Annotated in this window: 17 protein-coding genes; 10 read left to right on the top strand and 7 right to left on the bottom strand. The window is 45.8% G+C overall.

What is annotated here, in order from left to right:
* Positions 1–22 precede the first annotated feature (22 nt).
* The 3 genes from SPSPH_RS05495 to SPSPH_RS05505 form a co-directional block, all read right to left on the bottom strand.
* Complete coding sequence (locus SPSPH_RS05495) at positions 23–1,750, bottom strand: ABC transporter ATP-binding protein (RefSeq protein ID WP_075753993.1); 1,728 nt, start codon at positions 1,748–1,750, stop codon at positions 23–25.
* A gap of 147 nt (positions 1,751–1,897) precedes the next feature.
* Positions 1,898–3,835, bottom strand: coding sequence for a TonB-dependent receptor plug domain-containing protein (locus SPSPH_RS05500; RefSeq protein ID WP_233138666.1), 1,938 nt, complete (start codon positions 3,833–3,835; stop codon positions 1,898–1,900).
* Between the two features lie 497 nt (positions 3,836–4,332).
* Positions 4,333–5,238, bottom strand: coding sequence for a malate dehydrogenase (locus SPSPH_RS05505; protein WP_075753995.1), 906 nt, complete (start codon positions 5,236–5,238; stop codon positions 4,333–4,335).
* A 383-nt stretch (positions 5,239–5,621) separates the two neighbouring features.
* Here SPSPH_RS05505 and SPSPH_RS05510 point away from each other — a divergent pair, with 383 nt between their 5' ends.
* The 8 genes from SPSPH_RS05510 to SPSPH_RS05545 all read left to right on the top strand — a co-directional run bounded on the left by SPSPH_RS05510 (position 5,622) and on the right by SPSPH_RS05545 (position 14,000).
* A complete protein-coding gene (locus tag SPSPH_RS05510; protein ID WP_075753997.1) occupies positions 5,622–6,584 on the top strand; it encodes a TAXI family TRAP transporter solute-binding subunit in 963 nt (320 codons plus the stop codon).
* A 51-nt stretch (positions 6,585–6,635) separates the two neighbouring features.
* On the top strand, positions 6,636–7,121 hold the full coding sequence (locus SPSPH_RS05515) for a DUF1850 domain-containing protein (RefSeq protein ID WP_075753999.1): 486 nt from the start codon (positions 6,636–6,638) through the stop codon (positions 7,119–7,121).
* A 150-nt stretch (positions 7,122–7,271) separates the two neighbouring features.
* A complete protein-coding gene (locus SPSPH_RS05520; protein ID WP_422397030.1) occupies positions 7,272–9,131 on the top strand; it encodes a TRAP transporter permease in 1,860 nt (619 codons plus the stop codon).
* Between the two features lie 213 nt (positions 9,132–9,344).
* Positions 9,345–10,208 (top strand): transporter substrate-binding domain-containing protein, encoded by an 864-nt coding sequence (locus tag SPSPH_RS05525; RefSeq protein WP_075754003.1) that lies wholly within the window; start codon positions 9,345–9,347, stop codon positions 10,206–10,208.
* A gap of 157 nt (positions 10,209–10,365) precedes the next feature.
* On the top strand, positions 10,366–11,160 hold the full coding sequence (locus SPSPH_RS05530; RefSeq protein ID WP_075754005.1) for an amino acid ABC transporter permease: 795 nt from the start codon (positions 10,366–10,368) through the stop codon (positions 11,158–11,160).
* A gap of 40 nt (positions 11,161–11,200) precedes the next feature.
* Positions 11,201–11,926: an amino acid ABC transporter ATP-binding protein gene (locus SPSPH_RS05535; RefSeq protein ID WP_181382942.1), complete on the top strand. Its 726-nt coding sequence runs from the start codon at positions 11,201–11,203 to the stop codon at positions 11,924–11,926.
* A gap of 151 nt (positions 11,927–12,077) precedes the next feature.
* Positions 12,078–13,037 carry a copper amine oxidase N-terminal domain-containing protein gene (locus SPSPH_RS05540; protein ID WP_075754010.1) on the top strand — a complete coding sequence of 320 codons (960 nt, stop codon included), beginning with the start codon at positions 12,078–12,080 and terminating at the stop codon, positions 13,035–13,037.
* Positions 13,038–13,412: 375 nt separating this feature from the next.
* Positions 13,413–14,000, top strand: a complete 588-nt coding sequence (locus SPSPH_RS05545) for a flavodoxin family protein (RefSeq protein WP_233138668.1) — start codon at positions 13,413–13,415, stop codon at positions 13,998–14,000.
* 9 nt (positions 14,001–14,009) lie between these two features.
* Here the strand turns inward: SPSPH_RS05545 and SPSPH_RS05550 are convergent, their stop codons facing one another.
* From SPSPH_RS05550 to SPSPH_RS05560, 3 genes are all read right to left on the bottom strand, one after another.
* Complete coding sequence (locus SPSPH_RS05550) at positions 14,010–14,444, bottom strand: universal stress protein (protein ID WP_075754014.1); 435 nt, start codon at positions 14,442–14,444, stop codon at positions 14,010–14,012.
* Positions 14,445–14,647: 203 nt separating this feature from the next.
* Entirely contained in the window at positions 14,648–15,013 is a 366-nt protein-coding gene (locus tag SPSPH_RS05555; RefSeq protein WP_075754016.1) for a hypothetical protein, read from the bottom strand.
* A gap of 180 nt (positions 15,014–15,193) precedes the next feature.
* Positions 15,194–15,652: a hypothetical protein gene (locus SPSPH_RS05560; RefSeq protein WP_075754018.1), complete on the bottom strand. Its 459-nt coding sequence runs from the start codon at positions 15,650–15,652 to the stop codon at positions 15,194–15,196.
* 107 nt (positions 15,653–15,759) lie between these two features.
* On the opposite strand from SPSPH_RS05560, the gene SPSPH_RS05565 reads away from it, so the two are divergent.
* Complete coding sequence (locus tag SPSPH_RS05565; RefSeq protein WP_075754020.1) at positions 15,760–16,245, top strand: GNAT family N-acetyltransferase; 486 nt, start codon at positions 15,760–15,762, stop codon at positions 16,243–16,245.
* Positions 16,246–16,379: 134 nt separating this feature from the next.
* Here the strand turns inward: SPSPH_RS05565 and SPSPH_RS05570 are convergent, their stop codons facing one another.
* Positions 16,380–17,192, bottom strand: coding sequence for an alpha/beta fold hydrolase (locus tag SPSPH_RS05570; protein WP_075754022.1), 813 nt, complete (start codon positions 17,190–17,192; stop codon positions 16,380–16,382).
* A gap of 248 nt (positions 17,193–17,440) precedes the next feature.
* Here SPSPH_RS05570 and SPSPH_RS05575 point away from each other — a divergent pair, with 248 nt between their 5' ends.
* The gene (locus SPSPH_RS05575) at positions 17,441–18,943 is read left to right on the top strand and encodes a 4Fe-4S dicluster domain-containing protein (RefSeq protein ID WP_233138671.1); all 1,503 of its coding nucleotides are present in this window, start codon (positions 17,441–17,443) and stop codon (positions 18,941–18,943) included.
* The last annotated feature ends 77 nt before the right edge of the window (positions 18,944–19,020 follow it).

Below are 19,020 nucleotides of genomic sequence, written 5' to 3' on the forward strand. Positions count from 1 at the left end.
TTTGCCTGGGTGTAGTGGTATTTCACGCTATTTGAGAAGCACAGAGGCGGGCATACAGCCCTGCTTTTGCCAACAGTTCTTCATGCGACCCCTGCTCAACAATGTTGGTATCATCCAGCACAATGATTTTGTCTGCCCGGCGTACGGTGGAAAGACGGTGAGCAATGACCAGCAGGGTCCTGGTTCCGGCAAGCTGCTGGATCGCCTTTTGAATTTGTTTTTCGGCTTCCATATCGACAGATGCTGTTGCTTCATCCAGAATTAGCAGCGGGGTGTTGCGCAAAAGTGCCCGCGCAATTGCCAGACGTTGCTTTTGACCGCCGGACAGCAGGATTCCCCGCTCACCTACCAGGGAAGCGTAGCCTTGTGGCAGTGAGGCAATGAAGTCATGAATATACGCTTTTTTTGCCGCTTGTATCAGTTCTTCCGGGGTTGCATCCGGCCTCCCATAAGCAATGTTTTCAGCAATCGTGCCATTAAATAAAAATACTTCCTGAGGCACTACGCTCATTTGGCTGCGCAAGGATGCAAGCTCAATATCGCGCAGATCAACCCCGTCGAACTTAATCCGGCCGGAGTTCGGGTCATAAAAGCGGGTAATTAATGAAGCGATGGTGGTTTTACCTACACCGGTGGGGCCGACAAAAGCCACCATTTCTCCTGGTGCTATTGTAAACGAGATGTCCTCTAATACCGGGGAAGCTTTGTCATAACTAAAAGTGACGTTTTCAAAAACAAGGTGTCCCTTAGCGGCCGGCAGGCGGAGGGCAGCAGGCTTATCTTTAATCTCAGGTTCGGCATCCAGAAGGTCAAATACGCGTTCAGCTCCGGCAACAGCCTGGAGGAGACTGTCAACTGAGGTAACTAAGGTGGCAATCGGGGCATAAAACAGGGTGAGATATAACAGAAATCGTACAATATCGCCGACACTTAGAATTCCTTCTAATGCCATGATGCCGCCAAAACCAACCACCACGACTGTGCCCAGTGATAGAACGGCTTCCACAGTCGGATGATAGATACCGCCTAGCCAGACAACCTTCATAACTGCGTCCCGCCATCTGTATGTCTGGAAACTAAAGACTTCTGACGCGCTGTTTTGCCGGCCAAAAAGCTGAATTTCTTTTAATCCGGTGAGGTTATCCTGCAGTACGGCATTCATGTCGCCCAAACAGGTTTGATGCAGGCTGTAGGCTGGATAAATTTTTTTACTGTAGTACAGGCTGAAAGCCACCATAAAGGGAACCGGGATAAAGGTCAAAAGAGCCAGCCAGGGGTTAAGCAGTACCAGCAAAATAGCAACTCCGGCTACAATAAGTGCACTGCTTAAAATATTAGGAATGGCGTGGGCGATAAGCAATTCAAACTGAGCTGTGTCGTTCATCACCCTGCTCATAATCTGTCCGGTTTGTTTGTCACTATAATAGCCTAATGATAGTTTCTGCAAATGATCATATACCTTGATCCGCATTTTGGCAACGATATTCCAGGCGGCACAATGTGCCCAATAGTCACTGCCCAGACGAAAAAATGCCCGGAGCAGATAGGTACAGAACAGCAATAGGGCGAGGCGTTGAACCTCGGGAATATTTGCTTTGCTGAAATTGCCTGTCAGTAAGTCGATGAGATTACTGATTAAACCGGGACCAATCAGGTTGAGCGCGGTGTAGATGACAATACTGGCAACTGCGCTGGCAAGCATCCAATAATATTCCTTTGATGCGTAAAGTAATCTTCCGATATATTTCATAAAATGCATGCTCTCCTCTGTAATTGAGGTTAATTTTTTGTAAGCACCGTTACGCTGCTCCACTCAGCTATGTCACAGGTTAATTTTAGAATGGCAGCCGGGCATGGGGACAGGAGATTGTGGGGCAATCTCCTGTTTGCTTTAGGGCTAAATTTTGTGTTCCAGGCCAAAATAGAAACTGCGTGACGGCATAGGGAATTGTCCCGGATGGCGTTGGCCGAAGCTGTCAGACCAATAGCTGGCTGCTGATTCGTACGCCTTATTGGTCAGGTTATAGCCTTTGAAATAGATGCGGGTGTCGGAATTGCACTTATAATTGACCGTCATATCCAAAGTCAGGTACGATTTGCCGGAAAAAACACTGGTATCGCGGCCGGTGACGCTCCTGAGGGTAAGGCCGGTATTGAGCTTATCCTGATCATATTCAACATTGAGACGGTAGCCGTTAGGCTGACTGGTGCGCGGATCGTTCGAATAAGCAGTTTCCGTACTGGATTGGTTTTGGATCTTTACATACGTATAACCGGCGGCTATATTCCACTGTGGCGATAACTGCCGCGACAGCGTGAGGTCAAAGCCCTGACGTTTTTGCTTATTCACATTTATATATTTGGTATATTCAATGCCATTGTTATCCCAATCCCGCCAAGCCCAGTCAAGGGCATTATCGATTTGGCTGCGGTAAACACTGGTCTGCAGTTTTGTTCCATGCCCCAATTCGGTGTTTAGACCCAGAGTTATTGTCTGGCCTTTCTCCGGGTCCAGATCAGGGTTGCCTTTCCAGTATATGGTATTGCTGTACATCTGTGCAATAGTCGGGTTTTTGACATATTGCCCCCAGGAGGCATAAAGATTGGTTGTGGAATTAATTTCACGGTTAGCCGTCAACCGTGAGGTGAAGTGGCCGCCGACTACACTGTGATGATCATAGCGCGCTCCGGCCGATAGTGTCCAATTGCTGGGGAGGCTCCAGCGATTTTCGGCGAAAACGGCTCCGGTAGTAACGCTTTCATCAATAGAGCTATTGTCATTTATTGTTTCCTGCCGCCATTCACCACCGCCAACCAAGGTGTGTTTTTCTCCTAGTTTCCAGCTTTGCTGCCAGTCAAGGCCGGTAGCCTCCAACTCATCGATAGCAAACAGGGAATTATAATATGTGGCTTCATAGTGGTTGCGATATACGCGCAGCAAATTGTTGGCTCCGGTATCTTTTCCCCATTGGTAGGTAAGTGCCACGTTGTTGTCCAGGCTGGTACGGTAACCCCCGGGGTATTCTGATCTGCCGTCCGGATGTATGTAACCGGCAAATCCTGACTCATCTTCGGTATGCTCGAATTGCAAAGACAGAGAGCGTCCGCCCTTCAGCTCCTTGTCCAGACGCAGGGTCAAAAACTCCCGGTCCAGCTGGCTATCGTTATGGGTTCTGATTTTACCTGTCCGGAAGTCTTTGTACTCAAAGCTATCTTGCTGTTTCTTTTCTGCTGTCAGCAAATAACTGATATCACTGGATTTACCCTGGCTGGTAAGATTATAGCGTTTAAAGCCCCAGCTGCCGAATTCAGAAGCCACCGATGTCCGGGTTTCACCGGCTTTGCGGGTAATGATATTAATGACTCCGCCTGCCGCTTCGCTGCCGTATAGCGAGGAAGACGGACCGCGGACAATTTCAATGCGTTCAATATTTTCAACGGCCAGCAGATCCAGGATTGCACCTGAGTTGCTGCCGCTGGCAACAAGATGACTCCAATTCATGCGGCGGCCGTCAATCAATACCAGCACCCGTTCGTCACCATTGAGTAAAGGGATAGTAGCCCCACTGTTTTTTTCTAAGGTTATGCTGCTTTTCCTTAATACATCAGGCACACTGCTGTAGCCGCCTTTTTCAATTTCTTCACGGGTAATAACCGTGACATTTGCCGCTATTTCTGTCTGTTTTACAGGAATGCGGTTGGCGGTAACAACATATTCATCCAGGGCATACTCGTGCTGGTCGGCGGCTTCCTCGGCCGGTGTGGCTAACGGTGTCCCTAATAATAAGGCACTGCTCAAAAGGGAACACATAACTTGGCGTTGTCGCTTATTCATAACAAATTCCTCCCAGGATTTTAGGATTACGTATAATATCAAAAGATAAAACGACTGACATCAGTCAATGAATTCCCTGAAAAAACATCTCTGCCAACTTTCAAACTCCTTTCTTGTTTCATTTGGTAGCCTTGTTGCCGGGGCTTTTGGTGCAACAGGTTCTCTTAAGCATTCGCCGTGCACAGTGTATATCCGGTGACTAGCCCGTGCTAAGGATTTCCGCACTTATAGGTGGGCGTCACCAGGTTTATTTTATATTTGACTGACAACAGTCAAATATAAAATAAAGTATTACATGGAATGAAAATCATTATCATTAAGATTATAACTGCCATTCGTCAAATTGGCAATACTTTTTTTTGGACATTTTTTGCGATTTACTGAAAGGGTTTTGAACCTGTTTTTATATAGCTTGTTGACATTCGTTTGCCGACATTAAAAGGACGGTGCAGCTGCCGGCAGATAAAGCAAAGGGGCAGCTGCACCAGACAAGGAGATTATACCTCTAATTCATCGACATATCTTTTTATATTGGCAACCGAGTGAGCAAAGGCCGTAGTTTCAGACGGAGACATAGGAATGTTAAGGACCGGCCCTGCTCCATGCCGGCCTACTACTGTGGGCAGACTGACCGCAGTTTTATACCTGCTGTTAAAGCTGGAGACCGGCAGAACTTTCCGGTCGTCGTTTACGATAGCTCCCAGGATCTCGCAGGCAGATGCCGCAGGAGCGTAAATAGTGCCTCCTTTTAATGCAATTACTTGCCCGGAAGCGGCCTCTACTTCCTGACCAATGCGTGTGATGACAGTGTTATCATAAGCCGGCAGGGTAGCTAAAGGTACGCCTTTGATGGTTATATTGCCTGTTAGCGGCACCATCGTTTCCCCATGTTCTCCTATTACATAGGCGTCAATGTCACGGGCATCCACACTAAAATGCTGTGCAAGATAGGAACGGTAGCGGGCGGTGTCAAGGACAGTTCCCATACCTATCACCCGTTCGGCAGGAAGGCCGGAGACTTGATAGGCTAAATGGGTCATGACATCAAGTGGATTAGTAATAATTAGTAATATACACTGCGGACTTAAGGCAACTGCTTCTTTTACGATCGCGGCAATTAAACTTGCGTTGCGGGAAAGCAGCATTACGCGCGGCTCGTCTGCCCGGCGGGGAATACCGGCGCTGATAACTACAATATCCGAATTGGCGGTATCCCGGATTTGGCCATGCGTAATACGGGCTTGAGGGCAAAAGGCCTGGCATTGCAGGAGGTCAAGGGCTTCTCCGTAAGCTTTGTCGGCAGAGGCATCGGTTAACAGAATTTCCTGAGCCAGTCCTTTTAATGCCGCCGTATACGCTGCAGCTACTCCGACTTTACCGCTGCCAATAAATGAAATCTTCATAGTTTATTCTCCTAAGCTGATATTGTATTGTCACTATAAAATATTTTGCTCGCGGTAAAAGTGTTTATACCACCTTGTACCATCCTGGAAATTTATGAAACTATAATATTGTTGAAATAATATAAGGCATGAAAAATACACAAAAAAACAGTTGCTTATTTGACAAAAGTCTGTCTAGATGTTACAAAATAAGCTAAAATTTATTTAATACAGACATTTGGTGTTTATATAAACTAATTATGTTTACGAGAAAAAGAAAAACATGCGCCCTGAATGAAATAAAGCTTTCCGCTTGCAGGAAATCAGCGGTAAGGCGCGAATACAAAAAAATGTAAATTGGTAAAAGGAATTGCTTTTACCTTAGTTGATTGGGAGGGGAAAGTATGAAAAAGGTGTTGTCAATTTTAGCTGTGTCCATGCTCCTCATTGGAATGCTGGCCGGCTGTGGCGGAGGAAAGTCCACGGAACAAGCAGCGGCAAAGAAAGAATTTGTAAACATTGCTACCGGTGGCACTGCGGGAACATATTATCCCTTGGGTGGAGCTCTTGCAGAAATTCTTAACAAAAATGTTGCCAATGTAAATGCCAGTGCGCAAAGCACCGGTGCTTCGGTGGCCAATATTAATCTGCTGAAAGACGGCAAAGTTGAAATGGCGTTAGTGCAAAACGATATTGCCTATTATGCCGTCAAAGGAACCGAGATGTTCACCGGTAAGCAGGTTCCCAGCTTGAAGGCAATTGCCACTTTGTATCCTGAAACCATTCAAATTGTAACTGTAGACAAAACCGGGATCAAGAGCATTGCTGATTTGAAAGGCAAGCGTATTGCCGTTGGTGCGGCAGGCAGTGGTACCGAGGCCAATGCCCGCCAAATTCTTGAAACCTATGGTATTACCTACGATGATATCAAAGTTCAGTACCTGTCCTTTGGCGAAGCCGCCAGCGGCCTGAAAGACGGAAATGTTGATGTTGCTTTCGTAACCGCCGGTTTCCCGACGGCAGCGATTCAGGACATTGCGGCCCAGCATAAGGTCGTGCTTATTCCGGTGGAAGCCGATAAAGCCGATGCCTTAATTAAAAAATATCCTTTTTATGCAAAAGTGACCATTCCGGTGAACGCTTATCCCAATCAGGCCGCCGATATTCCTGCTGTAGCGGTCAAGGCTATGCTTGTAGTCACCGACAAAATGAATGCCGATCTTACCTTCAATATTACCAAAGCGATGTATGATAACCTGGAGCGTTTGAAAGCCGCTCACTCTGTCGGCAAGATGATTACTAAAGAAAATTCCCAGGAAGGAATGTCGATTGAATTACATCCTGGCGCTGCCAAGTTCTTTAAATAGTCACTCTGGGAGGGAATGCCGGACAACAGGTAACCCGTTGTCCGGCTTTTTATGATAAGAACACGGTTTTATCCGGTTATTGCCGTCAGTATCCTTGGCGGATGTATCCTTTGGTTTGCCGGAGTCATATTGCCGCCACGTGTATTTATTGAGACAACTCAGGGAATTTATCAAACCATCCCGGTGAAAGCCGGCGAGCAGTTAAGTCTCTCCTTTGTCCATTCTGTGCAGCGGACACCGGTTATTGAAAATTTTATTATTGAAGACTCGGGTATTTTCATTTTGGATTCCACCGAGTATCAATCTTTTGGGGTGGGACTTCCTTTTTTAACAGAAGATGGGATTTTCCAGGCAGAGAAGGGTAAATTTGTTATGCGGGGAATGAACAGACCCCAACAGTGCTTACGTCTGCGTACCGGGCCGGAAGCAAAATTATCGCTAACTTACGCTGGCCGGACGATTCCTCTCTATAGCGTATTTCCGGCGGGAACTCTCGTTACTGTTCGGGTGGGACCGCTGTATTCACGTTGGTTTTGACGGGAGGCTTCCGTTCTGGGATGTATCACATACTTTTTCGCACAAAAGATGATGGGAGGCGAATTTGACTCAATGAAGCAAAGTCTTTCCGCTGAAGAAATATTAAAAAAATATGACAAAGAATCCGACTCACGCCAGTATACCGGCTCTATGTCCTATGTTGTCAGTGTTCTTGCTATTGTTTTTTCCTTGTTTCAATTATATACTGCGATATTTGGCGTTCTGGATGCTCATTTGCAGCGGGCAATCCACCTGGGGTTTGGACTTGCGCTTGTGTATTTGCTGTATCCGGCGCGTAAATCCTGGTCAAGAAGCAAGTTGCATCCTTTTGACTTGCTGATGGCGATTCTTGGCGTCGCGGCTCCTGTATATGTTGTCACGTTCTATCAAGAGCTTGTTCTAAGAGCCGGTACGGTGACAAGCAGCGATTTTGCTATGGGTTTGCTGGGCGTTGTGCTGGTTTTGGAAGCTGCCCGGCGGGTTGTTGGCTGGCCTATGGTCATCGTCGCGTGTGCTTTTATTGTGTATGCTTTTGCCGGCCCTTATATGCCGGATATGCTGGCACATAAAGGCGTTGATATCGGTGAGCTGGTCGGCCATTTATTCTTTACTACCGAAGGCATCTTCGGTATTCCTTTGGGCGTTTCTTCCACCTTTATCTTTTTGTTTATTCTGTTTGGCGCGTATTTGGAAATGACCGGTCTGGGTAAATTTTTTATTGATATAGCCAATGCTATAGCCGGCTGGGCCAGAGGCGGGCCGGCCAAGGTTGCTGTTTTATCCAGTGCTTTAATGGGAACTGTTTCCGGCAGTTCGGTTGCCAATGTTGTTGGCACAGGCAGTCTTACGATCCCCATGATGAAAAAGCTTGGCTATAAGCCAGAATTTGCCGGGGCCGTCGAAGCGACTGCCTCAACAGGCGGACAGATAATGCCGCCTGTCATGGGAGCGGCGGCGTTCCTTATGGCTGAATTTGTTGGTATTCCTTATATTGAGGTAGTTAAGGCAGCTGTGATTCCGGCCGTTCTTTATTATGCCGGCATTTGGATCGGGATTCATTTTGAAGCCCGTAAGGAAGGCTTGCAAGGCATTCCCCGGAAGGAGCTGCCTAAGTTTAAGACGCTGTTTCTTGAGCGGGGCCATCTGGCGCTGCCTTTGATTGTCATTGTTTATTTGCTGGTTGCAGGCTATACGCCGATGAAAGCCGCTCTGTGGGCGATTGTTCTTGCTATTTTGGCCTCTATGCTGCGCAAATCTACCAGGATAACTCCCAAACAAATCATTCAGGGCTTGGAGAATGGTGCGCGCGGTGTGCTGGGAGTTTTAGTGGCCTGTGCCACTGCCGGTATTATCATTGGTGTTGTCACCAAAACCGGGATTGGCTTAAAGCTGGCGTCAGCGCTGATTGAGCTGGCTGGCGGGCAGCTGCTGCCGGCCATGTTCTTTACCATGATCACCTCGTTGATTCTGGGCATGGGTGTTCCTACAACAGCCAACTATGTAATTACCTCGACGATTGCTGCTCCGGCGCTGGTGCAGATGGGAGTGCCTATATTGGCGGCGCATATGTTTGTTTTCTATTTTGGCATTATTGCCGATATTACTCCGCCGGTAGCGTTGGCTGCGTTTGCCGGCGCAGGCATTGCCGGTGCGGCGCCGATGCGAACAGGTGTTAATGCGGCAAAGCTGGCGATAGCGGCCTTTATTGTCCCGTACATCTTTGTGCTTTCACCGATATTGCTGATGATTGGCGCAACGGCAGGATCAATACTTTTTAGCAGTCTAACAGCCATTTGCGGGATGATGGGCTTGAGTATAGCGATGGTGGGCTATTGCATCACCGACGCCAATTATATTGAACGGGCCCTCTTTTTCCTGGGGGGGATTTTGATGGTTGATCCGGGCTTGGTTACCGATGCCATCGGACTTGTTATTTTGCTTTTTGTTACAGGCTTCCAAATCATGAAGGCTCGCCGGCAAAAGCAGAATGCAAAAGGAGTAGCTCAATAACATCCCGGGAGAGCCCGGGCTTGGGTACAGATAATTGTACAAGAGGCAGGTTCTCCGGAAGCTGCCTCTTGTGCTAGGTATTTACTTGATAAAGTGACAATAAATATACTTTGATATTGCCAGATATGATGTATACAGCTTGACATTTATTCCTATGGATTGCTACAATTATACGTGTTACTTATAAATGAGTAAGGGGAAGGTTGAGCGAGGATGAAAAATTACAAAACGATGTTGAGGATGGTACTGTGCTTAGCAATAGTCGCTTTTGGCGTGATGCTGGCCGGATGTTCCGGTGACAAAAAAGCAGCAGAGAACAAACCGGCGGACAAAAAGGTGCTGCGCGTTGGTATGGAATGTGGTTATGCTCCGTTTAACTGGACGCAAACTACGCCTGATAACGGAGCGGTACAAATTAAGGGCAGTCAGGAATATGCCTTGGGCTATGATGTGATGATAGCTAAAAAGATTGCCGACTCTATGGGGTATGAACTGGAAATACATAAAATTGAGTGGGATGGCTTGGCCCCTGCTATCAACGCCGGTAAGATTGACGCAGCTATCGCTGGTATGAGTATTACCAGCAAGCGTAAAGAAACAGTGGATTTTTCTTCTGTTTATTACAATGCGGATATTGTTGCCCTTACGAAGAAAAACACCCCTTTTGCTGATGCTAAGAATCTGGACAGCCTTAAAGGCGCTGTTGCTACATCGCAGCTTAATACCGTTTGGTATGACTTGCTAAAACAAATTCCTGATGCGAAGATCCAACCTGCTATTGATAATGTTCCAGGGATGATTGTTGCCCTGACTTCCGGTAAGGTAGATGTTGTGGCTACCGATAAGCCGACGGCTATGGCTGCCGTATATGCCAATCCCGGATTAGTTATGCTGGACTTTAAAGATGGACAAGGCTTTAAAGTAGAAAAAGAAGAAGTTGAAATGGGTATTGCGGTTGCTAAAGGAACCAGTGCAGAACTGCTGAAGAAAATTAATACAGCACTGAGTACAATGACAGAAGCTGATCGCGATAAAATGATGGAAGAAGCCATTAAGAAACAACCATTAGCGAAATAATCAGTAGTACTTAGGGATGGCAGCCGCCATCCCTAAGATTTGTTATCCTAACAGCAAGTATAACTTTCTTAAAAACAAGATAAGGGCAATATCGACTTATGCCGTCGTCAAAGGCGGTACAAGCCGTATGTACTTTATCAATCAAGGTGGAAAAAACATGACAAGTGCTATGCCAGTAACCTTTTTTGAGTGGGTTTATTTTCTTCTCCAGCAATATGGTGCACTTTTTGTAAAAGGTGCCCTTGTTACACTGCTATTGGCTGTCGGTGGTACCATCATCGGCTGTGTAATTGGTTTATTTGTCGGTATTTTGCAAACTATCCCGATTAATCCTAAGGATGGGATTGTTAAACGAGGCTTTTTTCGGTGCATCAGAGCTTTTTTGGCTGCCTATGTTGAGTTGTTCCGCGGTACACCTATGATAGTGCAGGCAATGGTTGTATATTACGGCTCGATGCAGGTTTACGATATTGATATGTCACCGCTGTTCGCAGGCTTTTTGGTGGTGTCTGTAAATACCGGTGCCTATATGGCGGAGACTGTCCGCGGTGGCATCATCTCCATTGATGTTGGTCAAAAAGAAGCTGCCAAAGCCATTGGCATGAATCACTTTCAGCTTATGTCCTATGTTATTTTGCCGCAGGCTTTACGCAATATTATGCCGCAAATTGGCAACAACCTGATTATTAATATTAAGGATACCTCGGTACTTAATGTTATTTCGGTAACTGAGCTATACTTCTTGTCCAAATCGGCCGCAGGGGCCTATTACCGGTATTTTGAAGTATTCTTTATTACTTGTGCGATTTATTTTATCATGACCTTTGCCGTATCCCGCTTTTTACTCTGGATAGAAAAGCGTATGGATGGTCCTGACAACTATGCTTTAGTTCCGTATGATCCTTTGGCTGATCCCTGTGGGCCGTTTACTCCAACGAAAGGCGGGAATTAGACAGATGGATAATAAAATTTCCGCAAAGGGCTCACAGCAGGTGCTGAAAATTAAAAACCTGGTTAAGTATTTTGGTAAGCGTGAGATCCTCAAAAATGTTAGTTTTGATGTTTTTCAGGGTGATGTTATTTGTATTATTGGTGCGTCAGGTTCCGGTAAATCGACCATGCTCCGCTGCATCAACATGTTGGAAACACCGACCTCGGGCGAGATCATTCACGCCGACCGGAATGTTGTGGAAGAACAGGACAAACTTACACTGTACCGGACAAAAGTGGGTATGGTATTTCAACAGTTTAATCTGTTTAATAATATGACCGTACTGGAAAACTGTATGGTAGGTTTAGTCAAGGTGTTAAAGCAGGATAAGCAAACGGCTATGCAAACAGCTCTGCGCTTTTTAGAGAAAGTTGGTATGGCGCAATATATTAATGCCAAGCCGCATCAGCTGTCAGGCGGCCAAAAGCAGAGGGTAGCCATTGCCCGCGCGCTCGCTATCCAGCCACAGGTTCTGTTGATGGACGAACCTACCTCAGCGCTGGACACGCAAATGGTTGGTGAAGTATTGGCCGTTATGCGTGAACTGGCTAAGGAAGGCTTAACCATGCTGATTGTCACCCATGAGATTGCCTTTGCCCGCGACGTTGCCACCAGAATCATTTATGTGGAAGATGGTGTCATTGTAGAGGATGATACACCTGATGTCATCTTCAACCAGCCTAAGGATGCGCGGACGAAAGCCTTTCTTTCACGGGTTACTAACTGAATTAACCAATAAGAGCATTATACCTCCTATGACTGAAACATCTGTCATAGGAGGTGTTTTTTAGTTTAATAAAAAAACAGCAGTAGCGTTACTTTTTGCTGGAATAGACGTTTAATAGTTTGTAGATGAACTGTATGACAGGAGGAAAACAATGAAAAGAATTTTATCAGCCATTCTCGCAATTACAGTGATGGTAAGTATGACAACAGGCTTTGCTCAGGCGGCGGGTGCTGTTGCTGCAGCAACAATCGAAACTCCGGTACCTAAGGTAATTTCGACAAAAGGTAAAATTGCAGAAATTGGCGACAACCGAATAAGGGTTGCCGGAAAAGGTTCATATAACGAAATAGTGCTACATATACAAGAGGGCACTTATATTGTGGATGCAGAGGATGGTACGCACATTCCCTTCACAGACTTGAAAGCAGGTGATGTGGTAACAGCTTACTACAGCCCGGTTGTTACCAGAAGTATCCCGCCGCAAAGCAGTGCCATTGCTTTAGTTATCGGGACACCCGAAAAGGGTAATCCGGGTCAGTACATGCAGGTTGCTGCGGTAGAGCAAAGACCGGACGGCAGCGTTAGAGTGCTTTGTACCAATTCAGAAAGACTTGTGACCATTTATCCTGAAATTTTTGCCCAGCCGGCAGCCATCAAAGTTGGTTCTGAATTAATTGTGTGGTACGATATAATGACAATGAGCATGCCTGCACAGGCAGGTGCAACCAAAGCGGTACTATTGCCGGTTAACGCCGATATAAGAGTCCATACCGGTGCCGGTACAATTGTTATAGATAAAAAAGAATTAGAATTAGGTGAACATGATATTTTAAAAACCAATGCGAATACATTAATGCTGCCGCTCCGTGTTATTGCCGAAAGTTTGGGCTATACTGTGGTTTGGAATGGCGAGGCAAGAACCGTTGAGCTTCAAAACGGTATGGGGACAATGGCGACGGTGACAATCGGCAGCAACAATTATGGCAGGTTAAAAATGGCTGTTCAGTTAGACACCGCACCGGAAATTGTTAATGGTACAACACTTGTTCCTGTTGAATTTTTTACAGACGTGCTGAATTTGACAGTAGATATAAACGATAGTCATATTTAGCAGAAACAGACAACAGGTGGAGCGTTTACCCCGCCGATAGCGGGGCAGGAGGTTTTGCTTCGTATCCAGAATAAAACAAGAAAATGGGGCTTGTCACACTAACTTTTCTTAGTGCGGCAAGCCCCTGCTTTATCGGCTGCAGGCGGGCAGGAAGCTGTTTCAGTCATTAGTCTTGCGGCAGCCCCCTGTTTGATTGAACAATGCAGTATATAAAAGGATACTATAATACAAATAAGTGCGTACTTGCCTAAATGTATCCTGGCATGTAGTATTATAGCAGAAGAGAAATTCTTTGGAAAGGAGTGACCGCAGGCAGCAATTGTTGCTAGTGCCACCAATGCCAATATCTAAATCATTGTTACAATGAAAGGACGTGTGATTGATTTGAAAGTGATTGCGTTTAACGGAAGTCCCAGAATTAATGGCAATACAGCACAAAGCTTGCAAATCGTTCTGGCAGAACTGGAAAAGGAAGGAGTCGAGACGGAATTCATCCAACTGGGCGGGCGCAAAGTTTTCGGCTGCCTGGCTTGTGGCAAGTGCTGGGAAACAAAAGATAACCGCTGTATACGCCAGGACGATGAAATGAATACCTTTATCCAGAAGATGATAGAAGCCGACGGAATTATTATTGGCTCTCCCACCTATTTTAGCAATGTGTCCACAGAAGTTAAGGCACTTATTGACCGCTGTGGCTTTGTTGCCAAAGCGAATGGCGGTGATATGCTGCGCGGTAAAATTGGTGCTGCAGTGGTTGCTGTGCGTAGAGCCGGAGCAACGTTTACTTATTCGGCAATCAACTTCTTTTTTGGTATTGCCGAGATGACTATCCCTTCCTCCCACTATTGGAATATGACATTGGCTCTTAATCCGGGTGATGTTCAAAAGGATGAAGAAGGTATCGCAACCTTCCAAACTCTGGGTAAAAATATGGCAGAGCTTTTAAAGCAGGTGAGAGGTTAAGGCCAGGCATTAGTCGGAATCGCGGATGATTAATGTCGGGCAGGCGGCGTAGTGAAGGACATAATTGCTGACACTGCCGATTAAAAGTTTGGCGACATCACTGATACCGCGGCGTCCCATGATAATTAATGAATAGTTGTTTTCCTTGCTTATTTCCGTAATTTTAATGCCGGGATGACCATATTCTATGCGGGTAGTTACATAACCATCAAAATCCTGAAAGATTTCTGATGCTTGCTCTAAAACTTCTTTGCCTCTTTCGTCCAAACTTTCGATTACCGAGCTTGGTACCGCATGGGCACCGGACATAATGTAAGCCGAATGCTGAATGATGTGGAGTAAGGTTACGGAGCTGCCAAATTTCTCAGCAATTTTTCGTGAATATTTTGCTGCTGCGAGTGCTTCTGTTGAGCCATCAATGGGAACCAAAATTTTTCTAAACATGCTATCCCTCATTTCTTTGTTGATTATCCCGGGTCATAGGATACAGGTAAATTATATTTTCCGTATGTAAGCAGATTTTTCCTCTTTTTGGCGGTTCTGTAATCTGACGTAAAAGGCTCTCAGATAGGGTGCTATTCAACATAAAGAAACCGCCGGCAATTAGTTACAAACTAATGTCGGCGGTTCTGCTGGTTATCGGCGTATTATTCGTCTGCGTCTTCGTCCTCCGCCAGCTCACTCATTACCTTGACTTTATGTCCATAGCCGCCAGGCCGGACAAACCCACCGGGGCCAAAACCGCCAAAGCCGAAGCCGCCAGGTCCGAAACTACCAGGGCCGAAGTTACCAGGACCGAAGCCGCCGGAGCCAAAGCTGCCAGGTACATGATTTCTGCAACGCGGGCATATATGATGAAACTGGGGTTCATATTCAAAACCGCATACGGAACAAACCTTAACTACTATACGACAGCATACTTCATAAATTTTGAATTTTTCATTGAATTTTCCTATACATTTTGGTGGTTTACAACCATGATGCATAGGTCTATCTTCATTACAACGCTCCACACATGCAACCTCCTTTATGCTTTTTAATACATTATATGTTAACTTTTATTTTATGTTACAATAGGAAAATAGAACTCTTGTCAGGAAGGCTATCTCTGGGAGAAAAGAGCAAACAGATGCGTGTTGATATGCAGCTGTCTGCTCATGAGCCTAATCGTACAGTGATTGCTTCAGTTTTTGCTACTTTTCAAATTCTGTGGCAATAAAGGTAATTGGTCCGATAACTGTCGCCGCACTGCCGACATCAAGAAGTTCTGCGGTGAGAAAATAGCTGGGCGGCCTTGAGGACCGTAAATCAAAGTTGCTATCGACATGAGTAAAGCTGGTTACCTTTCTGTTGTCAAAATCGCTTTCGCCGCTGTCAACGACACTGAAAATTAAATTACCTGTTGCAGGGCTGCCGCGCCAAATTTTAAATAACACATTGACTCTGTCTATTCCTGTGCCATTAGTTACCGCCAGCCAGCCGACAGTTGCATTCAAGACTACGGCTCTGCCGCAATCAAAGTTGGAACGCAGGGTAATAGAGGCCAAAGGTGTAGGAGTTGGCGACAAGGTAAGCGGTATCGACACACTCCCGGTTGTGTTGTTGCGTAATACGTAAAATCTAACATTATTAATCTCGACATCATGACCCATCAGAAGTACCTCCTTACTATATTCTATTAACATAATATTAATTACTGAGGCTAATTGTTACAAATTACTTTATTTTGCAGAACATTGAATTTGGAGGAAACATGAATATGTTAACAATACGAAATGTAAAAAAAGAAGATTTACCTGAGCTTGTAGTCATTGAGCAGCTTTGCTTTTCACCGGCAGAGGCTGCGACGCGAGCAGCGTTTGCAAGACGCATTCAATTTATTCCGGATAGTTTTTTTATAGCGGAAGAGAATGGCAGCATCATCGGCTTAGTGAACGGACCGGTCATTAACACCGCTTTCATTACTGATGACTTGTTTGGTGATATAAAAGAAAATCCTGCGTTTGGCGGCCATCAAAGTATTTTAGGATTAGCGGTGGCCCCAGCCTTTCAAAAACGGGGTATAGCTTCAAAGCTGCTTACACATCTCGAAAAAGAAGCAAGAATGAAGCAACGTGAAACGATTACCCTTACCTGTAAGGAGAACTTAATTCATTTCTATGAAAGTCACGGGTATCTCAACAACGGTGTTTCAAGCTCTGAGCATGGTGGAGCCATTTGGTACAACATGAGTAAAAAGCTGTAATAAATATCATTTCCAGACCTATTCGCGCGCAGGTGTATATGCAATTAAAACAAGCTGGGCAGGCCTCTTATGACAGACACAATTGATGTAGGAGGCTTGTCTTTATAGTTTTGGCAAGCCTGTTATTCTCCCCTTTACTCATCAATAAAATCTGTCAATTCCTTATTGAACTTATCACACTCGTCATAGAATAATCCGTGACCGCTATATTGGAACGGCACAAGCTTGGCGTTTCTAATTCCTTTCTTTTGGGCAAGCGCCAATGGGAATAAACAAACTTTGTCATGAATGCCATGCAGAATTAAAGTAGGAACATGGATTTTTCCAAGATCAGAAAAAAGTTCCTCATCCAGCCAGGCAGCCGCAACCGCCGCGGTGGACCAGCTTGCTGCCTGCAGCCCCAGGTTGAAGAACCAATCTGAGAGAGGCTGGGTTATATGCTGAAAGAAAAACATATTTCCAAATCCCCGTAACATTTCCGGACGGTCAGTATAGGTCCCCTGAATGATTCGGGTTACATCTTCCCGCTGTAATCCGTAAGGGAAATAGGGACGCTGGATCAGGCTGGGAGCCGCAGCTGCAAACAGGGCTAGCTTGGATACCCCGAATCCTCGGTGGCGGGCCATGTAGCGGATGGCAATTGCTCCACCGGTGGAATGGCCTGCAAGTGTAAAGTCGTGCAAATCGAGTGCTTCTACCACACAACGGATATCATCTGCCAAGGTATCGTAGTCGTAGCCTCTCCAGGGCTTATCGGAATTGCCGAATCCCCTGGTGTCTACACCAACGCATCGATATCCCATCTTGGGAAGCTGGTTAAACTGATATTCAAACATCTGATAGTTTGCCGGCCAACCGTGTATAAATAAAATTGTTTTATCGCCTTCCGGGTTAAGGTCCTCTACATAAACGTTTACGTCCGATTCTACGTCAATATATAATCCCACATAAAGGCCTCCTTTAAGTTTTAATTCCTTAGATTATGTTATGCGCTTTGTAGTAGCCGGGTGATATCTGTTATGCCTGAGAAGCGTAAACACGGTCCACGTGATACTTTGCTGTTTGTTTATCCGATGACTAAGATTCAGGTGGGGAAGGGAATAGAACTTTTTTGTTGAAAATAATAATCTAAGTTCTTTTTATTTAGTTGCAGCAATAATCCTAATTTATTTATTCAAATGGAGGTAGCAATCCTATGGCAATATCTCAAACTACAGAAGTTGTAAGAATTCGCAGCCAGGTTTTAGAAGAAATTACAAAAATGGCATATGAGAACCGTCTGGAAAAAGACATTGTGAATGTGAGGGATATTATCGTATCTGAGGAGGGGCCCCGTTATCGGTGCTGTATTCATAAAGAGAAAGCGGTGTTGCGTCAACGCATTAATCTGACTTTGAGTCAATCGTTGAAGCTGTCTCAGGAAGAAGCCGCAGCGGCGGCTATGGCCGGCAAAGTGGAAGACATGCCTCTTATTACGGTAATGCCGGAAGCTTGCGACCAGTGCCCGATAGACAAATATTTGGTTACCGATGCCTGCCGCAATTGTTTGGCGCATAACTGTATCCACAGTTGTCCTAAAGCAGCCATTATGGTGGTACAGAACCGGGCCTATATAGATAAAAGCCGTTGTGTGGAATGCGGCCTGTGCAAAAAATCCTGCCAATATGGCGCCATTATTGAGATAAGTCGACCGTGCGAACGGGTATGTGCCGTCAAAGCTATTGTTGCCGGTGGTGACCGTAAGGCAGTAATTGACCAGAAAAAGTGCGTTGAGTGCGGATCATGCCGGGAAGCTTGTCCTTTTGGCGCTATCGGCGATAGTTCTGCAGTAGTCCAGGTTATCCAGCACATTCTAAACGGCAAGCAGGTATATGCTATGCTGGCACCGGCTTTTGCCGGACATTTTGGTCCTAAAACTAAACCAGGCCAAATCGTTGAGGCAATTAAACAGTTAGGTTTTTATGCGGTCCAAGAAGTGGCCTACGGAGCCGATATTGTAACCCTTAACGAAGCCAAAGAATTTTTGGCAACTGTGCCTGAACAGCGTCCATTTATGACCTCATCCTGCTGCCCGGCTTTTGTTACTATGATAGAGAAGCATTTTTCAGATATAAAAGACAGAATATCCTCTACTGTTTCACCGATGCTGGCAACAGCCCGGCTGATTAAAGCCAATAACCCGGCCGCGGTTACCGTTTTTATCGGGCCCTGTATTGCCAAAAAGGCGGAAGCCCGCAAGCATGCCGGATTAGTGGACTATGCCCTTACTTTTGAAGAACTGACCGCTATGTTTACCGGCAAGGGAATTGAACTTGATTTGGTGCCTGATAAGGGTTTTGAGTCGGCCGCTTCAGGTACTGGGAACGGCTTTGCCTGTGCCGGTGGATTGGTGAAAGCAGTCCAGTCAGCAGTAGCCGGGCTTGATCCTGCAGCTGTCGTCAAACCTCTTAATGCCGAAGGAATTGAGAATTGTGCGGAGGCTGTTCAGCAGCTCCAGGCTGGCAAAGTAGAGGCAAATTTCCTGGAAGGCATGTCGTGTTACGGCGGCTGCATTGGTGGTCCCGGTGGGCTGGCCAATGTCCGGGTAGCTAAAAAGCTGGTGGATAACTTTACTCAAAAATCCGCAGCTGCCACCGCTTTGGACAATGAATCGGCCGCTATTGACAACGAAAAGATCGGACACTGGCATTGCCGATAGCAGCTATCATAAAAAAAACAGAGATGCTCCCGCTAATTTGGCTGAATCTGGCAGGTGCTTTCTGTTTTTCTAGCAAT

The organism is Sporomusa sphaeroides DSM 2875 (assembly GCF_001941975.2).
Classification (GTDB): domain Bacteria; phylum Bacillota; class Negativicutes; order Sporomusales; family Sporomusaceae; genus Sporomusa; species Sporomusa sphaeroides.

Excerpts from the sequence above, each read along its gene's own strand:
- SPSPH_RS05495 (WP_075753993.1), bottom strand. The coding sequence starts at position 1,750 with ATGAAATATATCGGAAGATTACTTTACGCATCAAAGGAATATTATTGG.
- SPSPH_RS05500 (WP_233138666.1), bottom strand. The coding sequence starts at position 3,835 with ATGAATAAGCGACAACGCCAAGTTATGTGTTCCCTTTTGAGCAGTGCC.
- SPSPH_RS05505 (WP_075753995.1), bottom strand. The coding sequence starts at position 5,238 with ATGAAGATTTCATTTATTGGCAGCGGTAAAGTCGGAGTAGCTGCAGCG.
- SPSPH_RS05510 (WP_075753997.1), top strand. The coding sequence starts at position 5,622 with ATGAAAAAGGTGTTGTCAATTTTAGCTGTGTCCATGCTCCTCATTGGA.
- SPSPH_RS05515 (WP_075753999.1), top strand. The coding sequence starts at position 6,636 with ATGATAAGAACACGGTTTTATCCGGTTATTGCCGTCAGTATCCTTGGC.
- SPSPH_RS05520 (WP_422397030.1), top strand. The coding sequence starts at position 7,272 with ATGTCCTATGTTGTCAGTGTTCTTGCTATTGTTTTTTCCTTGTTTCAA.
- SPSPH_RS05525 (WP_075754003.1), top strand. The coding sequence starts at position 9,345 with ATGAAAAATTACAAAACGATGTTGAGGATGGTACTGTGCTTAGCAATA.
- SPSPH_RS05530 (WP_075754005.1), top strand. The coding sequence starts at position 10,366 with ATGACAAGTGCTATGCCAGTAACCTTTTTTGAGTGGGTTTATTTTCTT.
- SPSPH_RS05540 (WP_075754010.1), top strand. The coding sequence starts at position 12,078 with ATGAAAAGAATTTTATCAGCCATTCTCGCAATTACAGTGATGGTAAGT.
- SPSPH_RS05550 (WP_075754014.1), bottom strand. The coding sequence starts at position 14,444 with ATGTTTAGAAAAATTTTGGTTCCCATTGATGGCTCAACAGAAGCACTC.
- SPSPH_RS05560 (WP_075754018.1), bottom strand. The coding sequence starts at position 15,652 with ATGGGTCATGATGTCGAGATTAATAATGTTAGATTTTACGTATTACGC.
- SPSPH_RS05565 (WP_075754020.1), top strand. The coding sequence starts at position 15,760 with ATGTTAACAATACGAAATGTAAAAAAAGAAGATTTACCTGAGCTTGTA.
- SPSPH_RS05575 (WP_233138671.1), top strand. The coding sequence starts at position 17,441 with ATGGCAATATCTCAAACTACAGAAGTTGTAAGAATTCGCAGCCAGGTT.